We start from the raw sequence: 20615 nt of genomic DNA on the forward strand, positions 1-20615 counted from the left end.
TGCGAATTCGTAAAATAATATCAAGGAGGAAAAGCAGGATGCAAAAAGGCGAGCAATTGTATGAAGGAAAGGCAAAGAAGGTCTTTTTAACCGAGAATCCGGATGTGCTGATTGTTTCTTATAAGGATGATGCAACAGCATTTAACGGTCAGAAAAAGGGAACGATTGTAGGAAAAGGTGCCATTAATAATCGTATGACCAATCATTTATTCCAGATTATTGAAGAGGAAGGTGTGCCAACACATTATGTTCAGGAATTAAATGATAGGGAAACGGCAGTACGGCGCGTAGAAATTGTGCCTTTGGAAGTAATTGTGAGAAATATTGCAGCCGGCAGCTTTTCCAAGAGATTAGGGGTTCCGGAGGGACAGGAGTTGTCAGAGCCTACCATTGAGTTTTCATATAAAAATGACAAACTTGGGGATCCGCTTATAAACAGTTATTTTGCAAGAGCACTTAAACTTGCAACACCAAGTGAAATTGAAACGATTAAAAAATATGCCTTTATGGTAAATGACATTTTGAAAATAGAGTATTTAAAAGCTGGACTGCAATTGGTTGATTTTAAAATTGAGTTCGGGCGTTTTCATGGAAAGATTATTCTTGCGGACGAGATTTCACCGGACACATGCAGACTTTGGGATGTGGAAAGCGGAGAAAAAATGGATAAAGACCGTTTCCGCAGAGACTTGGGAAATGTAGAAGAGGCATATATAGAAGTTGCAAGAAGAATGGGAATTACAATTGGAGAGGAGTAGCAGACCAATGAGAACAGATATTTATCAGTCGCCTTTGTGTGAGCGTTATGCAAGTAAAGAGATGCAGAGCATTTTTTCTAATGACAGAAAGTTTTCTACATGGAGAATGCTTTGGGTGGCATTGGCAGAGAGTGAGCAGGAACTTGGTCTGCCAATTTCAGATGAGCAGATTGAGGAATTAAAATCTCAAATAAATAATATTGACTACGAGAAGGCGAAGCAGTATGAGAGCGAGCTTCGACATGATGTGATGGCGCATGTGCATACCTATGGGGATGCCTGCCCTAAAGCTGCAGGCATTATACATCTTGGAGCAACCTCATGCTATGTAGGTGATAATACGGATATTATTCTCATGCAGAGTGCGCTGATACAAATTAAGAATCTGCTTTAAATGCAGTGGAAGCACTCAGCGAATTTGCCATGGAATATAAGGCACTTCCAACGCTGGCCTACACTCATTTTCAGGCTGCACAGCCGACTACTGTTGGAAAGCGTGCGTGCCTCTGGATGAATGATTTGCTGTTTGATATCAAACAGCTTGATTTTCAACTGAATAATTTGAAACTGCTTGGCTGTAAGGGAACAACCGGAACCGGAGCCAGTTTTTTGGAGCTTTTTGATGGTGATGAGACAAAGGTTGAAATGCTGGAGCAGAAAATTGCAGATAAAATCGGCTTTTCTAAGTGTCAGAGTGTTAGTGGACAGACCTATACCAGAAAGGCTGATTTTGCAGTTTTACAGGTATTGTCCTCAATTGCACAGAGCGCATCGAAATTTTCAAGTGATATTAGGCTTTTGAGTCATTTGAAGGAAGTGGATGAACCATTTGAGGAAAAGCAGATTGGTTCTTCTGCTATGGCATATAAAAGAAATCCTATGAGAAGTGAGCGTATTGCATCACTTGCCCGCTACGTCATTTGTGATTTGCAGAACACAGCAATTACAGCTTCTGCACAGTGGTTTGAGAGAACCTTGGATGATTCTGCAAACAAAAGATTGTCGGTTCCGGAAGCATTCTTAGCCACAGATGCCATATTGAATTTATATATCAATGTGATAAGAGGTCTTAAGGTGTATCCGGCAGTGATTAAGAAGCACTTAGATGCAGAGCTTCCTTTTATGGCAACCGAAAACATTCTGATGTACTGCGTGAAAAATAAAGGCGGCGACAGACAAAAGCTCCATGAGGCTATTCGCAGACATTCTGTGAAAGCAGCTGAACAGGTAAAGCTTTATGGAAAAGACAATGATTTGATAGAAAGAATAAAGGAAGACTCGGAATTTGGATTAAAACAGGAAGAGATGGATATGCTTTTGGATCCTGTTAAGTTTACCGGTATGGCAGAACATCAATGCGAGAAATTTATCACAGAAATTGTGAAGCCGGTTTTGGAGAGTAATAAACAACGAGTAAATGTGGTTGCACAAATCAATGTCTGAAAAGGAGGAACTGTTATGCTTACATCAATTGTTGGAACCAACTGGGGAGATGAAGGAAAAGGTCGAATGGTAGACCTTTTAAGTGAAAAGTATGATATTGTTGTCCGTTATCAGGGTGGAAACAATGCAGGACATACCGTAATCAATGAAAAAGGCAAGTTCGTAATGAATTTAATGCCTTCCGGGATATGTAGAGAGGATACCGTTAATATACTGGGACCGGGTATTGTTATTGATTTGGAGCATTTATACGGAGAAGTGAAAAAACTGGAGGAAAAGGGAATTGTACTGACACCTGAGCAGTTGAAAATCAGCGACAGAGCAACTATATGTATGCCATATCATAAGCTGATGGATTGTTTAGAGGAAGACAGGCTGCAGGACAAAAAGTTTGGTTCTACCCGTCGAGGTATTTCTCCTGTTTATGCAGATAAGTATATGAAGAAGGCTCTTAGAATGGGAGATCTACTTCACCTGGATACATTAAAAGGACGTTTGAAAGATATTGTAGAATGGAAAAATCTGACTGTAGAAAAAGGATATGAGCATAAAGCCATATTGCCGGATGAGATGTATCAGTGGCTTGAGAAGTTCGGTGAATTTTTTGTGCCCTTTATCTGTGATACAACACAGTATCTTAGTGAGGCAATCGCAGAGGGCAAATCCGTAATGTTTGAAGCGCAGTTAGGAGCACTTAGAGATATTGATTTTGGTATCTATCCATATACTTCGGCTTCTACGACTTTAGCGTTCTATGCACCAATAGGTGCAGGTGTTCCTTTTGCGAAGCTGGATGAAAGTATCGGTATTATGAAAGCATATTCCAGCTGTGTAGGGGAAGGTCCGTTTACTTGTGAATTGTTTGGAGAAGAGGCAGAGAAACTACGTGAGGCAGGCGGAGAGTATGGTGCGGCAACCGGCAGACCAAGAAGAGTTGGTGGATTTGATGTGGTTGCATCCAGATATGGTACTAAAATGCAGGGCTGTACGTATGTTGCACTTACAAAGCTGGATGTATTGTCTTATATGGAAGAAATTCCTGTCTGTGTTGCATATGAGATTGAGGGACAGAGAGTAGATACATTCCCATCCGGTATAGAGGAATTAATTGCAGCAAAACCCATTTATGAATATTTGCCGGGATTTCACTCTGATATCAGCGGTTGCCGGACACCGGAGGATTTACCCAAAGAGGCGTTAGATTATATCAGATACATTGAAAGCGTAATTGAATGTCCTATTAAGTATGTATCTGTTGGAGCAGAGCGAGATGCGTACATTACCATGTTCTAGGAAGGGTTAGAAAATGCAGAATCAAAAGATACTTATTTTAAATTTTGGTGGACAGTACGACCAGTTGATTGCAAGACGTGTCAGGGAATGTAATGTGTATTGTGAAGTAAAGCCTTATACCATGACACTTCAGGAAATTAAAGATTTTAATCCCATAGGAATTATTTTCACGGGTGGTCCGGATAGTGTTTATAAGGAAAATTCCTATCATCCGGCAGAAGGAATCTTCGAACTTAATATTCCGATTCTAGGTATCTGTTATAGCTGCCAGCTTTTGGCTCATCATCTTGGTGGCAAGGTAGTGGCGGCAGGAGAAGATAATGCCAGAGAATATGGCAAGACAATTACTTTCTATGATAATACATGCCTTTTGTTTGAGGATTTACCGGAAGAAGGTGTCTCCTGGATGAGTCATGGAGATTATATGGAAAAGGTGCCCAAGGGCTTTAAGCTGACCGCTCATAGCGAAAAGTGTCCAAATGTAGCAATTTGTGATGAAGACAGAATGTTTTATGGAGTGCAGTTTCATCCGGAAGTAAATCATACTGCAAATGGCAAAAAAATGATTCGTAATTTCTTATACAAGGTATGTAATGCAGTTGGTGATTGGACAATGGAAGGATACATGCATCGTTGTGTTGAAGAAATCCGTCAGAAGGTCGGTACCGGGCAAGTGCTTCTGGCCCTTTCCGGAGGCGTGGATTCTTCTGTTTGTGCAGCACTTTTTGCAGAGGCAATTGGTAAGCAGCTGACTTGTGTGTTTGTGGACCATGGCCTGCTTCGTAAAAAGGAAGGCGATGAGGTAGAAGCAGCATTCAGACGTTGGGATATTCATTTGATTCGTGTGGACGCAAAGGAAAGATTCTTAAATAGGTTAGCAGGAGTTACAGAACCGGAGCAAAAGCGAAAGATAATCGGTGAAGAATTTATTCGAGTGTTTGAAGAGGAAGGAAAGAAAATAGGACAGACAGATTTTCTTGCACAAGGAACCATTTATCCGGATGTCATTGAATCCGGCAAAGAAAATGCAGAAACCATAAAGAGTCATCACAATGTGGGGGGATTGCCGGATTTCGTTGATTTTAAAGAAATTATCGAGCCTTTGAGATTACTGTTTAAGGATGAGGTAAGAGAGCTTGGAAAACAGCTGAAACTACCCAAATATATGGTAATGCGTCAGCCATTTCCGGGTCCCGGACTTGCAATCCGCATTATAGGAGAGGTTACAGAGGAAAAACTGGAGATTCTTAGGGAGGCAGATGCCATTTTCAGGGATGAAATTGAGAAGGCTGACTTGGAAAATTCAATGAATCAGTATTTTGCAGCTTTGACAAATATGAAAACGGTAGGGGTCATGGGAGATGGGCGTACCTATGATTGGGCGATTGCGCTTAGAAGTGTAACGACGGAGGATTTTATGACGGCAGACTGGACAAGGATACCGTATGAAGTGCTGGATAGGGTTTCAAGCCGTATTGTAAATGAAGTTCCACATGTGAATCGTGTTCTCTATGACATTACGAGTAAGCCGCCTTCAACTGTGGAATTCGAGTAAGGAAGGATTGTATTATGACAAAATATATTTTTGTGACCGGAGGGGTTGTTTCCGGTCTGGGAAAAGGAATCACGGCAGCATCCCTTGGGCGATTAGTAAAAGCCAGAGGATTAAAGGTTGCTGCACAGAAGCTTGACCCATATATCAACGTAGATCCGGGTACGATGAGCCCTTATCAGCATGGAGAAGTTTATGTAACAGAGGATGGGGCAGAAACCGATTTGGATTTAGGCCATTATGAGAGATTTATAGATGAAGATCTAAATAAATATTCCAATCTGACTACCGGTAAAGTGTATTGGAATGTACTGAACAAAGAGCGAAGGGGAGAGTATCTTGGCTCTACCGTGCAGGTAATCCCTCATATTACCAATGAAATTAAGGAATTTGTATATCGTGTGGGCAAGCAGACAGACGCAGATGTGGTTATTACCGAGATTGGAGGAACGATTGGAGATATTGAGTCACAGCCCTTTTTAGAGGCGGTCCGACAGATTTATTTGGAAGTGGGCAGTGAAAACAGTCTTTTTATACATGTTACATTGGTACCTTACTTAAGCGGTTCCGAAGAGCATAAGTCAAAGCCTACACAGCATTCGGTAAAGGAACTGCGGGGAATGGGGATTAATCCTAATATTATTGTGCTTCGTTCGGACAGACCATTGGAGGAGTCAATTTTTCAAAAGATAGCATTGTTTTGCAATGTAAAACAGGATTGCGTGATTGAAAACAGAACGTTATCTAATCTGTATGAAGCACCACTGATGTTGGAAGAATCGAATTTTTCAGCAGTCGTATGCAGGGAACTGAGAATAAAAGCACCAAAGCCGGATTTGAGAGAATGGGAGCAGCTGGTAGAGCGTATCAGGAATCGCCATGAGGAAGTGCATATTGGACTGGTTGGAAAATATGTAAAGCTTCATGATGCGTATTTATCCGTGGCGGAAGCAATGAGCCATGCCGGTTATGAATTTAACACTTTTGTAAAGGTGCATTGGATTGATTCAGAGAGTATTACTAAAGAAAACATAGAAGTAATCTTTCAAGGACTTCATGGAATTATTGTGCCCGGTGGATTTGGCAATCGAGGGATTGAGGGTATGATTTTATCTGCCAAGTATGCCAGAGAAAATAAGCTTCCGTATTTCGGTATCTGTTTGGGTATGCAGATTGCAGTAATTGAGTATGCAAGGAATGTATTGGGATTAGCAGATGCACATTCCGGAGAATTTGATGAACAGTGTGTGCATAAGGTGATTGATTTTATGCCGGGACAGAGTGAGGAGATTGATAAAGGAGGCACTTTACGTCTGGGAAGTTATCCATGCAGTATCAAACCGGGAACTGTAATGGAAAAATGCTATGGTGCGGAGAGGATTCAGGAGAGACATCGCCACCGCTATGAGTTTAATAATGATTATCGAGAAAAACTTCAGGAGGCAGGTCTGACAATAAGTGGTGTTTCTCCGGATGGAAGACTGGTAGAAACGATTGAGGTTGCAGAGAATCCTTTTTATGTAGGAGTACAGTTTCATCCGGAATTTAAAAGTCGTCCGAATCAGGCACACCCATTATTCAAAGGATTTATTCGTGCAGCACTAGCGTATTCAAAGAGCGAAAGGAAATAAAGACATGTGTGGAATCATTGGTTTTGCAGGAAAAACAGATGCTAAATCGGTTTTATTGGACGGTTTGGAAAGATTGGAATATAGAGGGTACGATTCAGCCGGTATTGCGGTGGTATCGTCTAAAGGTGAATTGCAAGTCGAGAAGAGTAAAGGGAGACTTGCAGTATTAAGAGAATTAGTTGCTGCAGATAAGTCTGTTTCCGGAAATGTTGGTATCGGACACACCAGATGGGCAACTCATGGTGAGCCAAACGATGTGAATGCACATCCTCATGTAGGTGAAGCCGGAAAAATTGCTGTGGTTCATAATGGAATCATAGAGAATTATCTGGAGATTAAAAATTCCCTGATACGAAAAGGTGTCACCTTTCAGTCTGACACTGATACCGAGGTTATTGTGCAACTGCTGGAGTACTACTATAAAAAGTATGATGACATTATGGATGCAGTGTATAAGGTACTCAGTCGTATAAAGGGAGCTTATGCAATGGGTATTTTATGTTCTGATTACCCGGAGCAGATGATTGCCGCCAGAAAGGATGCGCCACTTTTAATTGGATATGGTGATGAGAGCAACTATATTGCTTCTGATGTGACAGCACTTCTTGCATATACAAGAATGGTTACTTATATGGAAGATGATGAGGTGGCTGTGATTACCGCCAAAAGTGTGCAGATATACGATAGCGACAGAAACATTCTGAATATGGAACAGCATACAGTGGATTGGGATATTGCAGCTGCTGAAAAGGGTGGTTATACACACTTTATGTTGAAAGAAATCATGGAACAGCCAGAGGCAGTAAAAAAGACGATTTCTCCACGATTAGAGAATGGGCAGATTGTTATGGAGGAATTATCAAAGGTGCCGGATTTGATGCAGAACATAACAAGAATATATATTGTGGCTTGTGGTTCGGCATATCATGTGGGAATGATAGGAAAGTATGTGATTGAAAAACTTTTGCATATTCCGGTAGAGGCATGCCTTGCGTCGGAGTTTCGCTATAGTGAACCGGTATTGGGGGAGAAATCCTTGGTTATTGTCATTAGCCAGTCGGGAGAAACCCTGGATTCCATGGCGGCGTTGCGAGAAGCCAAAAGGAAAGGCTCAAAGGTTTTGTCCATTGTAAATGTAATGGGAAGCTCTATTGCAAGAGAGTCCGATATTGTTCTCTATACATGGGCAGGTCCGGAGATTGCGGTAGCAACCACAAAAGCATATTCTACGCAGATGGTACTTTTAATTATGTTAGGAGTATATTTTGCGAAGCAACAAGGTCTGATTGAGGAGCAGGAATATCAGAAAGTAATAGACAGCTTATTGGAACTTCCGGAGCAGATGACAGAGGTGTTAAAGAATCTGGACACTTATCAAAAAATAGCATCCAGATATTTTAACCATAATAGTATATTTTTCATCGGACGTAATCTGGATTATGCGCTCGGCTTGGAGGGTTCCTTAAAATTAAAAGAGATTTCCTATATTCACTCAGAGTCTTATGCGGCAGGGGAATTGAAGCATGGAACGATTTCGCTGATAGAGCCGGGAACATTGGTAGTTGCATTGGCAACATATGCGCCTCTTGTGGAAAAATCCCTGTCTAATATTGTGGAGGTGCAATCGAGAGGTGCAGAAGTAATTGCGTTGGTAACGCAGGAAACTGCTGCTACAATCAAGGAGCGTGTGCCGGAAATTTTTGCTGTACCGCAAACACATCCGATTCTACAGCCAATGCTTGGAATGATACCTTTGCAGTTATTTGCTTATTATGTGGCACTTAACAGAGGCTGTGATATTGATAAACCCAGAAATTTGGCGAAGTCGGTAACAGTAGAGTAGGATATTTGTTTTAAGGAGGATGCTGTGTTATGGCAATTCACGAGGAGTGCGGTGTATTGGGCATTATCAGTACAAAAAGAGAAAATGTTGCAGGTATAGCTTATTATGGTCTTTACGCATTGCAGCATAGAGGACAGGAAAGCTGCGGAATTGTTGTAAATGACGATGGTGTATTTTCTTCCTATAAGGATTTAGGTCTTGTAAGTGAAGTGTTTTCGAAAGATACAATGTTACATTTGCCGGAAGGGAACATGGCAGTTGGTCATGTAAGATATGGAACAACAGGTGGCACAACCAGAAATAACTGTCAGCCCATAGAGGTGAATCACCAAAAAGGGAAAATGGCGCTAGCTCATAATGGAAATTTAAGTAATGCTTTAGAGCTTCGTGACAAATTGGAGCTGTCAGGGGCTATTTTCCATACGACAAGCGATACAGAAACGATAGCGTATGTAGTAACCAGAGAACGACTTGTAGCATCCAGCATAGAAGAAGCAGTCAGCCGGGCTATGAATTCCTTGGAAGGTGCGTACTCACTGATTCTTATGTCCTCAGCCAAAATGATAGCAGCAAGGGATCCCTATGGTTTTCGTCCCCTTTGCTATGGTCAGATGCCGGATGGAGCCTATGTGATTGCATCAGAAAGCTGTGCATTGTCAGCTGTAGGTGCAGAGTTTGTAAGAGATGTATTGCCGGGAGAGATTTTGGTTTTTAGTGAAGAGGGTATTGAATCTCGCAGGGAGCATTGCGGAAAGCAGACGAAACAGACTTGTATTTTTGAGTATATCTATTTTGCAAGACCGGATTCTGTTATTGATAAGGTATCAGTGCATGAAGCGCGCATAAAGGCAGGAGAGATATTGGCAGAGAATTATCCTGTAGAGGCGGATATTATAATCGGAGTACCGGACAGTGGGTTAGATGCTGCACTTGGATATTCGAAAGCCTCCGGAATACCTTATGGAATAGGGCTGATAAAAAATAAATACATTGGAAGAACCTTTATCTCGCCTGGACAAGATGAAAGACTGGATCAGGTAAAAATTAAGTTAAGTCCAATAAAAAATGTGATTGAAGGAAAGAGAGTTGTGCTGATTGATGATTCCATTGTCAGAGGGACTACAAGTAAAAGGATTGTAAAACTTGTTCGTGACGCAGGAGCAAGAGAAATTCATATGAGAATATCGGCTCCACCGTTTTTGCATCCTTGTTATTATGGTACGGATATTGATTCAGAAGAGAATCTGATTGCATGCCATCACAGTATGGAAGAAATTGCAGAATTGATAGGTGTGGATTCGCTGGGATATTTACCAATGGAGCAGTTAAGTAAGCTGGTAGATGGTACAGAGTACTGTGCTGCATGTTTTGACGGCAAATATCCAACAAGTATTCCAAAGGATATCCGCAAAGACCGTTTTGAAGGAAAACTGTCGGAAAGAGTTTAGAGTAAAGAGGAGCAGATATTATGAATTTATTGGAAAAGTCGAAGCTGGCGGATTTTAATAGGAAACTGATTTTGGAAGATGGAAGTGTTTATCCCGGCTATGGATTTGGAAGTATGGCGGATAGTATTACGGAAATTGTGTTTAATACCTCTCTGGTAGGCTACACAGAAATTATATCAGACCCGTCCTACACTTATCAGACTGTGGTAATGGCTTATCCGCTAATTGGAAATTACGGCATTACAGAAGAAGATTTTGAGACAGAGCCTCCTACGATTGGTGGATTAGTTGTTCGGGATTATAATGATTCCCCATCCAATTTCCGAAGCCGAAATACATTGTCGGAGATTATGGAAAGATATCATATACCGGGTATTTACGGTGTGGATACCAGAAAACTGGTGCGCTCCATTCGAGACAAGGGAAGTAGGAAGGTGTTAATTACCGGAATAGATACAACCTTGGAGGAGGGGCTTAAGAAACTAAAGAATTATGATTTGCCACATGATGCAGTGGAAAAGGTAGGAAGGAAAATCCTTCAGAAATACTATGTACAAAAGGCTAAGTATAACGTGGTAGCCATTGATTGCGGGATGAAGCTGAACATTGTTAGAAGCTTGAATAATAAAGGATGTAATGTATTTATGGTGCCTTGGAACATATCGGTAGAGGAAGTGGAAAGATTAAAGCCAGATGGTATCTTTTTATCAAATGGTCGACCCTACGGATGTAACGCCGGTTATTGAACTGGTAAGGCAGCTACGTGGAAAATATCCCATATTTGGAATCTGTCTGGGGCATCAGATGATTTCCCTTGCATATGGTGCCAAAACATATAAATTAAAGTTCGGTCACAGAGGAGGAAATCATCCGGTCAAGAATCTGGAAACAGGAAAAATAGAGATTACATCTCAGAATCATTCCTATGCCGTGGATGAGGATAGTTTAAGAAATACAGACCTTGAAGTGACCCATATTAACCTGTTGGATCATACAGTAGAGGGAGTTGCCTGCCCAAGGGACGAGGTGTTCAGCGTACAGTAAGTATCATCCGGAAAGTGCGCCCGGACCGCAGGACAGCTTATATTTGTTTGATAGGTTTATTGAAATGATGGAGGGAACGAAGAATGGCTAAAAGAACGGCTAAAAGAACGGATTTGAAAAAAATACTAGTCATCGGTTCCGGTCCGATTATCATTGGTCAGGCTGCAGAATTTGATTATGCCGGAACACAGGCATGTCTGGCATTAAAAGAGGAAGGTTATGAAGTGATTCTATGCAACTCCAATCCGGCAACCATTATGACGGACACTACCATTGCAGATAAGGTTTACATGGAACCGTTAACTTTGGAATATATTGCTAAGATTGTCAGACACGAGCGTCCGGATGCGATTGTACCGGGAATTGGAGGACAGACAGGGTTAAATCTTGCCATGCAGCTTGAGAAAAAGGGAATCCTTAGCGAATGCCAGGTGGAGCTGTTAGGAACCAGTAGTGAAAGCATTGAAAGAGCAGAGGACAGGGAGCTGTTTAAAGAGCTTTGCGAAAGCTTGGGAGAGCCAGTGTTGCCTTCTGCTATTGCAAATACCATAGATGAGGCTGTGGAAGCGGCTAGGGAAATCGGTTATCCTGTTGTGCTTCGTCCGGCATTCACGCTAGGTGGTACGGGTGACGGATTTGCAGATGACGAGCAGGAGTTTATGAGTCTGATAGGAAATGCACTTTCTTTATCACCCGTGCATCAGGTGCTGGTTGAAAAGAGTATCAAAGGCTTTAAGGAAATAGAATATGAAGTAATTCGGGATGCAAATGATACAGCCATTACCGTTTGTAATATGGAAAATTTGGATCCGGTAGGAATTCATACTGGTGATTCCATTGTGGTATGTCCCTCGCAGACTTTAACCAATAAAGAGTATCAGATGTTAAGAGATAGTGCTCTTAAAATTATAAGAGCATTAAAGGTTGAAGGTGGATGTAATGTGCAGTTTGCACTGGATCCGGACTCTTTTCAGTATTATCTGATAGAAGTAAATCCCCGTGTTTCCCGTTCTTCGGCATTGGCATCCAAAGCAAGCGGATATCCCATTGCCAGAGTATCTGCCAAAATAAGCGTAGGTATGACCTTGGATGAGATTCAGCTGGTAAACACCCCGGCATCCTTTGAACCGGCACTTGATTATGTAGTGACGAAAATGCCACGTTTTCCTTTTGATAAATTCACGGATGCTAACCAGAAGCTTGGAACCCAGATGAAGGCTACAGGAGAAGTGATGAGCGTAGGCCGTACATTTGAGGAAAGTCTGCTTAAGGCAATTCGCTCTTTGGAAACCGGTGTACATCATATTCACATGAAAAAGTTTGATGATATGTCCGAAATGGAATTGTTGTCATACATCAAAATAGGAACGGATGATAGAATTTTTGCTATTGCGCAGCTTCTTAGATTGGATTGCCCTGTAAATCAGATTGCACAGGATACAAAAATCGACAGATTTTTCTTGGATAAGATAAGGAAAATTGTGGATGAAGAAACCAGACTGAAAAGCTGTGAACATAATGCAGAAGAACTTTATTTGGCGAAGAAAATGGGCTTTTCGGATAAGGCAATTGCAAAGCTTTGGCATCTGAAGGAAATAGACATCTTTGAAATGAGAAGAGCAAAAGGAATTTTTCCGGTTTATAAGATGATAGATACCTGTGCCTCAGAATTTGAGAGCTATGTGCCATATTTTTATGCTACCTATGAAGAAGAAAATGAATCCGTGGTTCTGGATAAGAAGAAAATAGTAGTGCTGGGATCCGGGCCCATTCGCATCGGTCAGGGCGTAGAGTTTGATTACTCTACGGTTCATGCGGTAAAGACCATTAAAGATGCAGGATATGAAGCAATCATTATCAACAATAACCCGGAAACGGTTTCCACAGATTATACCACTTCCGATAAATTGTATTTTGAGCCTTTGTGTGTGGAAGATGTCATGAATGTTCTGGAGTTGGAAAAACCAGATGGCGTGATTGCATCCTTAGGCGGGCAGACAGCGATTAATCTGGCAAAACCTTTGGAAGAGCGGGGCGTTAAAATTATTGGTACAGATTGTGCCGCAATAGAAAAAGCGGAAAATAGAGATGCCTTTGAAAAATTATTGTCAGAGCTTGCAATTCCCCAGCCTAAAGGACAGGCTGTTACAAATATTGAGGATGGTGTAGCAGCCGCCAAGGAGATAGGTTATCCCGTGTTGGTACGTCCCAGCTTTGTGTTGGGCGGACGTGCTATGCAGATTGTGGCAAAGGAAGAGCATCTGCGTCATTACTTAAAAACAGCTGTAGAAATAGATGAGGACAAACCCGTATTGGTTGATAAATATATATGTGGTAAGGAAGTGGAGATTGATGCCATTTGCGATGGTAAGAGGGTGTTTGTACCGGGAATTATGGAGCTGGTAGAGCGAACAGGCGTACATTCCGGAGATTCTATTAGTGTTTATCCCGCATTCAGTATTTCAGATAAAGTGAAGTCGGTAATACTGGATTACGCCGGCAAGCTGGGAATTGGTATTGGCATCAAGGGCTTATTTAACATTCAGTTCATTGTGGATAGCGAAGAAAATGTCTATATCATTGAAGTGAATCCTCGTTCGTCCAGAACAGTGCCTTTCTTATCAAAGGCAACTGGATATCCACTAGCTGATATTGCGACTAAAGTGATTTTGGGGCAAAGTCTGGTGGAACAGGGACTGACTGTGAATTACCCGGCAGAAAAGAAGAAGTGGTATGTTAAAGCACCTGCATTTTCCTTTTCAAAGCTACACGGAATGGATGCATATCTTTCGCCGGAAATGAAATCTACCGGAGAAGCGATAGGATATGATGATAAGCTTCCTCGTGCTATGTATAAAGCATTAATTGCTTCTGGAATAAAGATGCAGAATTATGGAACTGTTGTAGTTACCCTTGCGGACGAGGATAAGGAAGAGGCATTGCCACTTATTAAGCGTTTTTATGATATGGGCTTTAATATAGAAGCTACCGTAGGAACAGGAGAGTTTTTAAAGGCACATGGTATCCGTACCCGTATTCGTAAGAAGCTAAGTGAAAACAGTACGGAAATCCTAGAGGCAATTCGAGCAGGATATGTCAGCTATGTGATAAATACCCGTGCCATTTTGTCCGGCGTGCATTATGAGGATGGTCTGGCTATCAGACGTACAGCTATTGAAAATAATGTAACCATGTTTACTTCACTGGACACAGTAAGGGTGTTGCTTGATGTGTTGGAAGAGATTACAATCGGAATCTCAACCATTTCGGAATAGGAGACGGGAATATGTATTTTACAAAGATGCATGGTTTAGGAAATGATTATTTATATTATTTTGGAGAATTGGAAAATCCACAGGAACTGTCAAAAAAGCTATCAGACAGACATTTCGGAATAGGCTCAGACGGTATTATTACAATTTCGCCATCAAAGATTGCTGACTTTCAGATGAGGATATTTAATGCAGATGGTAGCGAAGCAAGGATGTGTGGAAACGGAATCCGATGTGTTGGCAAATATGTGTATGAGAAGGGATATACGGATAAAGAGGTACTCAAAATTGAGACTTTATCCGGAATAAGAACACTTCAACTAAAGACCGTAGGTACTAAAGTAAAAAGTGTTGCGGTAGATATGGGACAGGCTGTTGTGGAAGGTCCGGTTTCGCTTATGGTAGGCGATCAGGAAATCACCTGCACACCGGTTTCTATGGGAAATCCTCATGCGGTTGTCTTTACACAAGATGTAGAAAATGCACCGCTTAATACGATTGGTGCAATGCTGGAAAAACATGAATTTATCCCGGATGGGGTAAACGTAGAATTTGTAGAACAGATAGAACCGAAGCTCCTACGGATGAGAGTATGGGAAAGAGACAGTGGGGTTACCATGGCATGCGGAACAGGAGCCTGTGCATCGGTAGCAGCTGCGGTTCAAGCAGGCATTTGCCCTTTAGAGGAAGATATTACAGTGCAGTTGGATGGCGGTAAATTACACATCAAAATTCATATGGATATGACTGTGATGATGACCGGAACTGCGGATACAATATGTGAATGTGAGGTAAAAAATATATGATACCAAATACAAATTACAGCAATTTGAAGGATTCCTACTTGTTTTACAATATTGCGCAAAAGACCAAGTCCTATCTGGCGGAGCATCCGGATAAGCATTTGTATCGGATGGGGATTGGGGATGTGTCTCTGCCGCTTTGTGATGCGGTTATAAAAGCACTGCATGGTGCAGTAGATGATCAGGCAGTGAAGAATACCTTTCATGGCTATATGCCGGAGTGCGGAGCCCCTGAATTGAGGGAAGCTATCGCAGAATATTACGGCAGAAGAGGGGTAGAGTTATCTTCAGAGGAAGTGTTTGTATCAAGCGGTGCAAGTGACGAGCTGGGAGATATTTTGGACTTGTTTGGAAAAGATAAGACGGTGCTGATTATGGAACCTGCATATCCGGCTTATGTTGATGCGAACACGATTGCCGGCAATAAGATTATTCATGTTCCGGCAGGAAAAGAGAATAGCTTTCTGCCGATGCCGGATGCAAGTGTAGTAGCAGATGTTATTTATATTTGTTCTCCCAATAATCCTACCGGTGCGGTATTTGATTATAAAAAGCTTCAGGCTTGGGTAGATTATGCGAATGGTATTGATGCCATTATCTTATTTGACGCGGCTTATGAGGCATTCATAGAAGAGGATGACATACCACATAGCATTTATGAAGTAAACGGCGCCGGAAAATGTGCCATAGAAATATGCTCCCTGTCGAAAACCGCAGGCTTTACAGGAACGCGCTGTGGATATACGGTAATTCCAAAGGAGCTTAATCGCGGTGGTATGAATTTGAATCAAATGTGGGTTAGAAACCGAACTACCAAAACGAATGGTGTATCTTATATTATTCAAAAGGGTGCTGCTGCTGTTTTTACAGAAGAAGGACAGGAGCAAATCCATAACAACATAAATATTTATAAGCAGAATGCAGCTTGTCTGATGGAAGCATTGGATAAACTTGGAATTTGGTATTGTGGAGGAAAGAACGCACCATACATATGGATGAAATGTCCTAATGGCATGGGAAGCTGGGAGTTTTTTGATTTCCTGCTGAAAGAGATACAGGTAGTAGGTACTCCAGGAGAGGGCTTTGGTGCTTGTGGAGAAGGATATTTTAGATTTTCCACATTTGGTTCGCCGGAAGATACGAAGGAAGCTGCAAGAAGGCTGGTGGAGTTACTCTCTAAGTAAAGTAGGAAGAGGTATGGCATATGTTTGATGCAATAAAGGTGACAGACCAATGTGTCAATTGGATTAGAGAATTCTTTGATAAAAATGGAGTAGATTGTAATGCAATTATAGGAATATCCAGTGGAAAAGATAGCTCCGTTGTGGCAGCGTTATGTGTGCATGCACTTGGAAAGGAACGGGTTATTGGAGTTCTGATGCCATGTGGAGAACAAGCAGATATCGATATGGCTTATAAGCTCGTAAACCATTTGGGAATTAAGCATTATGAGATTAATGTTGGAAAGACAGTCCAAATGGTTGAAGAAAGTATAAGGATTCTTCCTGAAATTTCGTCACAAGCAAAAATTAATATACCTGCAAGAGTACGCATGACAACTTTGTATGCGGTGTCGCAAAGTTTGAATGGAAGAGTTGCTAATACCTGTAATTTATCAGAGGACTGGGTGGGCTACGCAACAAGGTATGGTGATGGTGCAGGAGATTTTAGTCCGCTATGTAATATGACGGTAACGGAGGTCAAAGAAATTGGTAGAGTATTAGGGTTACCGGAGGAATTAGTAGAGAAGACGCCTATAGACGGACTTTGCGGAAAAACAGATGAAGAAAATTTGGGATTTACCTATGCAGAATTAGATAAATATATACGAACAGGTGTGATTAACGACAAGGAAAGGCAGGCTAGAATTGATTTCTTGCATGAAAAGAATCTGTTTAAGATTAAGGCAATACCGGGATTTCAATTTTATGGAGATGTAACATAGAGTAAGGGTATTGGATTATACCAGACAGATATTATAAATTGTGACGGTGGCAGACAAATGAGAAATAATGCTACGAATGAATACTTATTGGGTGCAATGTTGGCGTTTACCAGTGGATTTTTAGATTGTTATACATTTATGCTCCATGGTGGTGCATTTGCAACAATGCAAACAGGCAATCTGATACAAGCAGTGTATAATTTTGTGGAACGAAATTGTGGAAGGGCAATATACTTTTGGGGATTAAATATCGTCTTTTTAGTCACTACATTCGTAACGAAGTGGACTTTAGATATTTTATGCAATAACAATGAGTTGAAGTGGAAGAGATATATCCTACAAATTAATCTGATTATTATGGTTGGATTGGGGGGATTTTATTCCAAGTTGACGGATTTTATTGTAAATGCCAGCGTGTCTGTTTGTGCAGCTATGCAATATTGTGCGTTTCGGACTTTTGCGAATGGAAGTGCATATGCAACTGTATTTTGCACAGGAAATATGCGCTCCTTGGTTGACAATGGTAACCGCCAAATAATAATGCGGTAAAATTTAAAATTACTCCAGCCCTTTGCGAGTTGGAGTAATTCACTATAATTCACATGCGATTTTTGATAGATTGGAGTTTTTCACTCCAGGGCGCCAGATCTGCCAGTTGTTCATCGGTCATATCTTTATTCAGCCGATGCTCCAGCAGAAATTTAAGATATCCGTAAATATTCAGATTGTGTGCTTTTGCCATCTCAACCATTGTATAGACCACTGCACTGGCATTCGCTCCATCTACAGAACTACTGAACAGCCAATTTTTCCGGCCCACTGCAAATGGACGAATTGCATTCTCACTGAGGTTGTTGGTAAAGCTACAGCGTCCGTCTTCCAAATAGGTTTCCGCTGTGTCTCGGCGATTCAGAACATAGTTCACCGCTTTATCCATCCGGCTGTTCCGGACGGGTTTCTGCTGAGCAAGCCACAACCAGAAAGCCGCCAGAACAGGTTTTTCCTTCTCGAGACGCAGCTACTTTCGTTTTTCATAATCACCGGGATATTTTTTGTTAATGGAGTCCTCAATGGCGAATAACCGATTGCAGTACTGGACTCCCTGCACTGCCGGCTGGCTGTAATCATACTGTTTCCCTTTGGGAACGGCATCGATAAAGTATCGGTGGATATGCGCCCAGCAGGAGCAGCGTCTGATCCCTGGCAGATGGTTGTATCCCTGATATCCATCCGTTTCCAGGTATCCGTTGTAGCCTTCCAGGAACTCCTTTGCGTGGCTGCCACTTCTGGTCGGAGAATAGCCATACAGGATAATTGGCGGAAGTCCATCCTCGCCGCTTCGGAACAGCCACATGAAGGATTGGGTCTGGACTCTGCGCCCTTCCTCGTTCAATACCTGAACCCGCGTTTCATCTGCCATTGCAAAGCTGCGTTTCAGCAGCTCCCGGTGGAAGTAATCATACATTGGCTGGAAATAATTCTGTGAACAGTAGATAATCCAGTTGGCGAGAGCGGTGCGGCTGATCTGAGCCCCATACTGTTTCCAGTCTTTTTCCTGCCGGTAAAGTGGAAGCCCGTTGGCATACTTCTGATACATGGTCTATGCAACAGTGGATGTTGAGGCAGGACCTTTCCCGACCAGAGCCGGCGGAACCTGAGACTTTATAATTACAGACTTTTCTGTATCGCCAAGTCCTTCTTTGCAGGATGGGCACCCATAGCTCTGGCTGTAGTATTCGATCACTTTACAGGTGGCAGGAATGAATTCCAGTTCCCGGCGGACATACTCCTCGCCGATCAGTACCATCTGTGTACCGCATACCGGACAGATCTGGTCTTTTTCCGGAAGAGGGATCACTATTTTTTTCAACCTTCAGGCCTTTGAAAAGTTCCTCAAGGGTTGCCTTCTTTTTACGGGTATGCTCCCGGATCACGGTATCTTCTTCCAGCAAAGAGGGGGCTTGTTCCATTTCCGCTTCATCGAAGAGACTCTGTTGTCCCGGAATGTCATCGGATCTTTTTTCACTGGATGGGCCGAAAAGCTTTTTGGCCAGATAATCCACCTGTTCCTGAAGCACCTTCTCGCGACTGGATTTTTCGTCAATAATAAGACGGAGAGATTTGATCAGCTCAGTCTGTTCAGATATCATTGTTTTCAGTTGTGATACGGTATCTTTCAGCTCTCGAAGCTGGATATCTTTCGCACTGGAAGCCATCGTTTCTCTCCTCGGATTTGATATCTTTATTATACCAGAAACAGGGCTTTTACTAAAGGGAAATGGCTCCTGAAAAATGCCGAATTTACAAGGATTTTCGGTTACAAGGAAGTATATTTTTCAATTTGGCGGTATAGCCCCGTTCAAGGGCTATGCCGTCTTTTCCTGTTTATTGGCTTCTTTCTGTTCTGTCTGCGGGTCAGTCGGCAAATGAATTTCTCCCACAAAGTTAAAGACAATAGCTACTTTCTGAAAACGCTTGCCGTCTATCTTCTCCGGCGCATGGACAACGATTTTTTTAATAAATTCATTAACGATAGTGGGCGTTAATTCGGTTATTCCCACATATTTGCGGATAATGGCGGCAAAGCTGTCAAAATCGCTTTTATTCTGTTCGTAGGTATCGACTTCCTGTTGTTCTGCCTTTACCTTTTCTGTAAGTTCTTTCTGCTCTGCTTCATATTCTGCGGACAGCTTCAAAAACCGCTCATGGCTGATTGTGCCGCTTATGTCGTCCTCATAAATCCGCTTGAAAATCCGGTCAAGTTCTGCAATCCGTTTTCTTGCCTGTCCGACTTCCCACCGCTTGCGTTTCATGTCCTTTTCTGCTTCATCAAACCGCTGTTTCTGTATCAGTTCCATAAAAGCAGTGATGTCCTCATAGAACATGGCAGTTACGGAAAATATCCGGTTAAAAACGATTTTCCGCAAGACTTCTTCTCTGATGAAGTGTGCCGTACAATCTCCTGTATTGCTTTTATATCTTGCACAGCGGTAGTTGTCTTGTGAACCGTCAAAGCTCTTGCAGGTGGCAAAGTGCAGTTTACTTCCACAATCCGCACAGAATACCAAGCCGGAAAACATTCCCTGCCGCTCTGCCTTTGTGGGGCGGCGTTTATTTGCCCTTAATTCTTGTACCCGTTCAAAGACAGCTTCCTCAACGATTGCTTCATGCGTATTGCGGAAAATTGCCTGCTGTTCCTTTGTGGTAGGAATACGCTTTTTCAGCTTGTGGGATTTGGAATAACTTTTGAAGTTTACCGTATGTCCGCAGTAGTCCATGCGTTCCAAAACTGCTACAATCGTGCTTTCATTCCAACTGTACGGATTATCGGGAAGTGGTTTCCCTTTCTGCTTTGCATAATGGGCGCGTGTTGTCAGCACTTTATCCGCTTTCAGAGTTTTCGCTATCCGCATAGGTCCGTTTCCGGCAACGCATAAATCAAAAATCCTCTTTACTACAACGGCGGCTTCTTCATCTACAATCCATTTCTTTCTGTCGTTTGGGTCTACCTTATAGCCGTAAGGCGGCTTAGTCAGATGTTCCCCTGCCATGCCCTGCGCTTTCTTGATTGCCCGTACCTTTT

14 protein-coding genes and 2 pseudogenes are annotated in these 20615 nt (G+C 42.1%); 14 read left to right on the forward strand and 2 right to left on the reverse strand.

Going from position 1 to position 20615, the window contains the following annotated elements; all coding sequences use genetic code 11:
- Nucleotides 1-38: 38 nt before the first annotated feature.
- The 14 genes and pseudogenes from purC to C1A07_RS15960 all read left to right on the forward strand — a co-directional run bounded on the left by purC (nt 39) and on the right by C1A07_RS15960 (nt 17581).
- Nucleotides 39-758, forward strand: coding sequence for a phosphoribosylaminoimidazolesuccinocarboxamide synthase (gene purC, locus C1A07_RS15900; RefSeq protein ID WP_101877969.1), 720 nt, complete (start codon nt 39-41; stop codon nt 756-758).
- A 7-nt stretch (nt 759-765) separates the two neighbouring features.
- Nucleotides 766-2201: pseudogene (gene purB / locus C1A07_RS15905) on the forward strand (adenylosuccinate lyase).
- Nucleotides 2202-2216: 15 nt separating this feature from the next.
- The gene (locus tag C1A07_RS15910) at nt 2217-3494 is read left to right on the forward strand and encodes an adenylosuccinate synthase (RefSeq protein ID WP_101877970.1); all 1278 of its coding nucleotides are present in this window, start codon (nt 2217-2219) and stop codon (nt 3492-3494) included.
- Nucleotides 3495-3507: 13 nt separating this feature from the next.
- Nucleotides 3508-5049 carry a glutamine-hydrolyzing GMP synthase gene (guaA, locus tag C1A07_RS15915; RefSeq protein WP_101877971.1) on the forward strand — a complete coding sequence of 514 codons (1542 nt, stop codon included), beginning with the start codon at nt 3508-3510 and terminating at the stop codon, nt 5047-5049.
- A 14-nt stretch (nt 5050-5063) separates the two neighbouring features.
- Nucleotides 5064-6677 carry a CTP synthase gene (locus C1A07_RS15920; protein WP_101877972.1) on the forward strand — a complete coding sequence of 538 codons (1614 nt, stop codon included), beginning with the start codon at nt 5064-5066 and terminating at the stop codon, nt 6675-6677.
- Nucleotides 6678-6681: 4 nt separating this feature from the next.
- Nucleotides 6682-8520, forward strand: coding sequence for a glutamine--fructose-6-phosphate transaminase (isomerizing) (gene glmS / locus C1A07_RS15925; protein ID WP_101877973.1), 1839 nt, complete (start codon nt 6682-6684; stop codon nt 8518-8520).
- A 29-nt stretch (nt 8521-8549) separates the two neighbouring features.
- Entirely contained in the window at nt 8550-9968 is a 1419-nt protein-coding gene (purF, locus tag C1A07_RS15930; RefSeq protein WP_101877974.1) for an amidophosphoribosyltransferase, read from the forward strand.
- Between the two features lie 20 nt (nt 9969-9988).
- Entirely contained in the window at nt 9989-10714 is a 726-nt protein-coding gene (locus C1A07_RS16825; protein ID WP_330399579.1) for a carbamoyl phosphate synthase small subunit, read from the forward strand.
- Nucleotides 10680-11012, forward strand: coding sequence for a glutamine amidotransferase-related protein (locus C1A07_RS16925; protein WP_330399580.1), 333 nt, complete (start codon nt 10680-10682; stop codon nt 11010-11012). The genes C1A07_RS16825 and C1A07_RS16925 overlap by 35 nt, the downstream gene beginning before the upstream one ends.
- Before the next feature lie 83 nt (nt 11013-11095).
- Complete coding sequence (carB, locus tag C1A07_RS15940) at nt 11096-14287, forward strand: carbamoyl-phosphate synthase large subunit (RefSeq protein ID WP_101877975.1); 3192 nt, start codon at nt 11096-11098, stop codon at nt 14285-14287.
- An 11-nt stretch (nt 14288-14298) separates the two neighbouring features.
- Nucleotides 14299-15090, forward strand: a complete 792-nt coding sequence (gene dapF / locus C1A07_RS15945; RefSeq protein ID WP_101877976.1) for a diaminopimelate epimerase — start codon at nt 14299-14301, stop codon at nt 15088-15090.
- Nucleotides 15087-16271, forward strand: a complete 1185-nt coding sequence (locus C1A07_RS15950; protein WP_101877977.1) for an LL-diaminopimelate aminotransferase — start codon at nt 15087-15089, stop codon at nt 16269-16271. Before dapF ends, C1A07_RS15950 begins: the two co-directional genes overlap by 4 nt.
- 20 nt (nt 16272-16291) lie before the next feature.
- The gene (nadE, locus tag C1A07_RS15955; RefSeq protein ID WP_101877978.1) at nt 16292-17032 is read left to right on the forward strand and encodes an NAD(+) synthase; all 741 of its coding nucleotides are present in this window, start codon (nt 16292-16294) and stop codon (nt 17030-17032) included.
- Nucleotides 17033-17089: 57 nt separating this feature from the next.
- Nucleotides 17090-17581, forward strand: a complete 492-nt coding sequence (locus C1A07_RS15960; RefSeq protein ID WP_101877979.1) for a YoaK family protein — start codon at nt 17090-17092, stop codon at nt 17579-17581.
- 49 nt (nt 17582-17630) lie between these two features.
- Here C1A07_RS15960 and tnpC read toward each other — a convergent pair.
- Nucleotides 17631-19248: pseudogene (tnpC, locus tag C1A07_RS15965) on the reverse strand (IS66 family transposase).
- Between the two features lie 150 nt (nt 19249-19398).
- A partial coding sequence (locus tag C1A07_RS15970; protein WP_101878181.1) for a DUF4368 domain-containing protein occupies nt 19399-20615 on the reverse strand: 1217 nt, incomplete at its 5' end.

It is taken from the genome of Lachnoclostridium edouardi, assembly GCF_900240245.1.
In the GTDB taxonomy this organism is placed as follows: Bacteria; Bacillota; Clostridia; order Lachnospirales; family Lachnospiraceae; genus Lachnoclostridium_A; species Lachnoclostridium_A edouardi.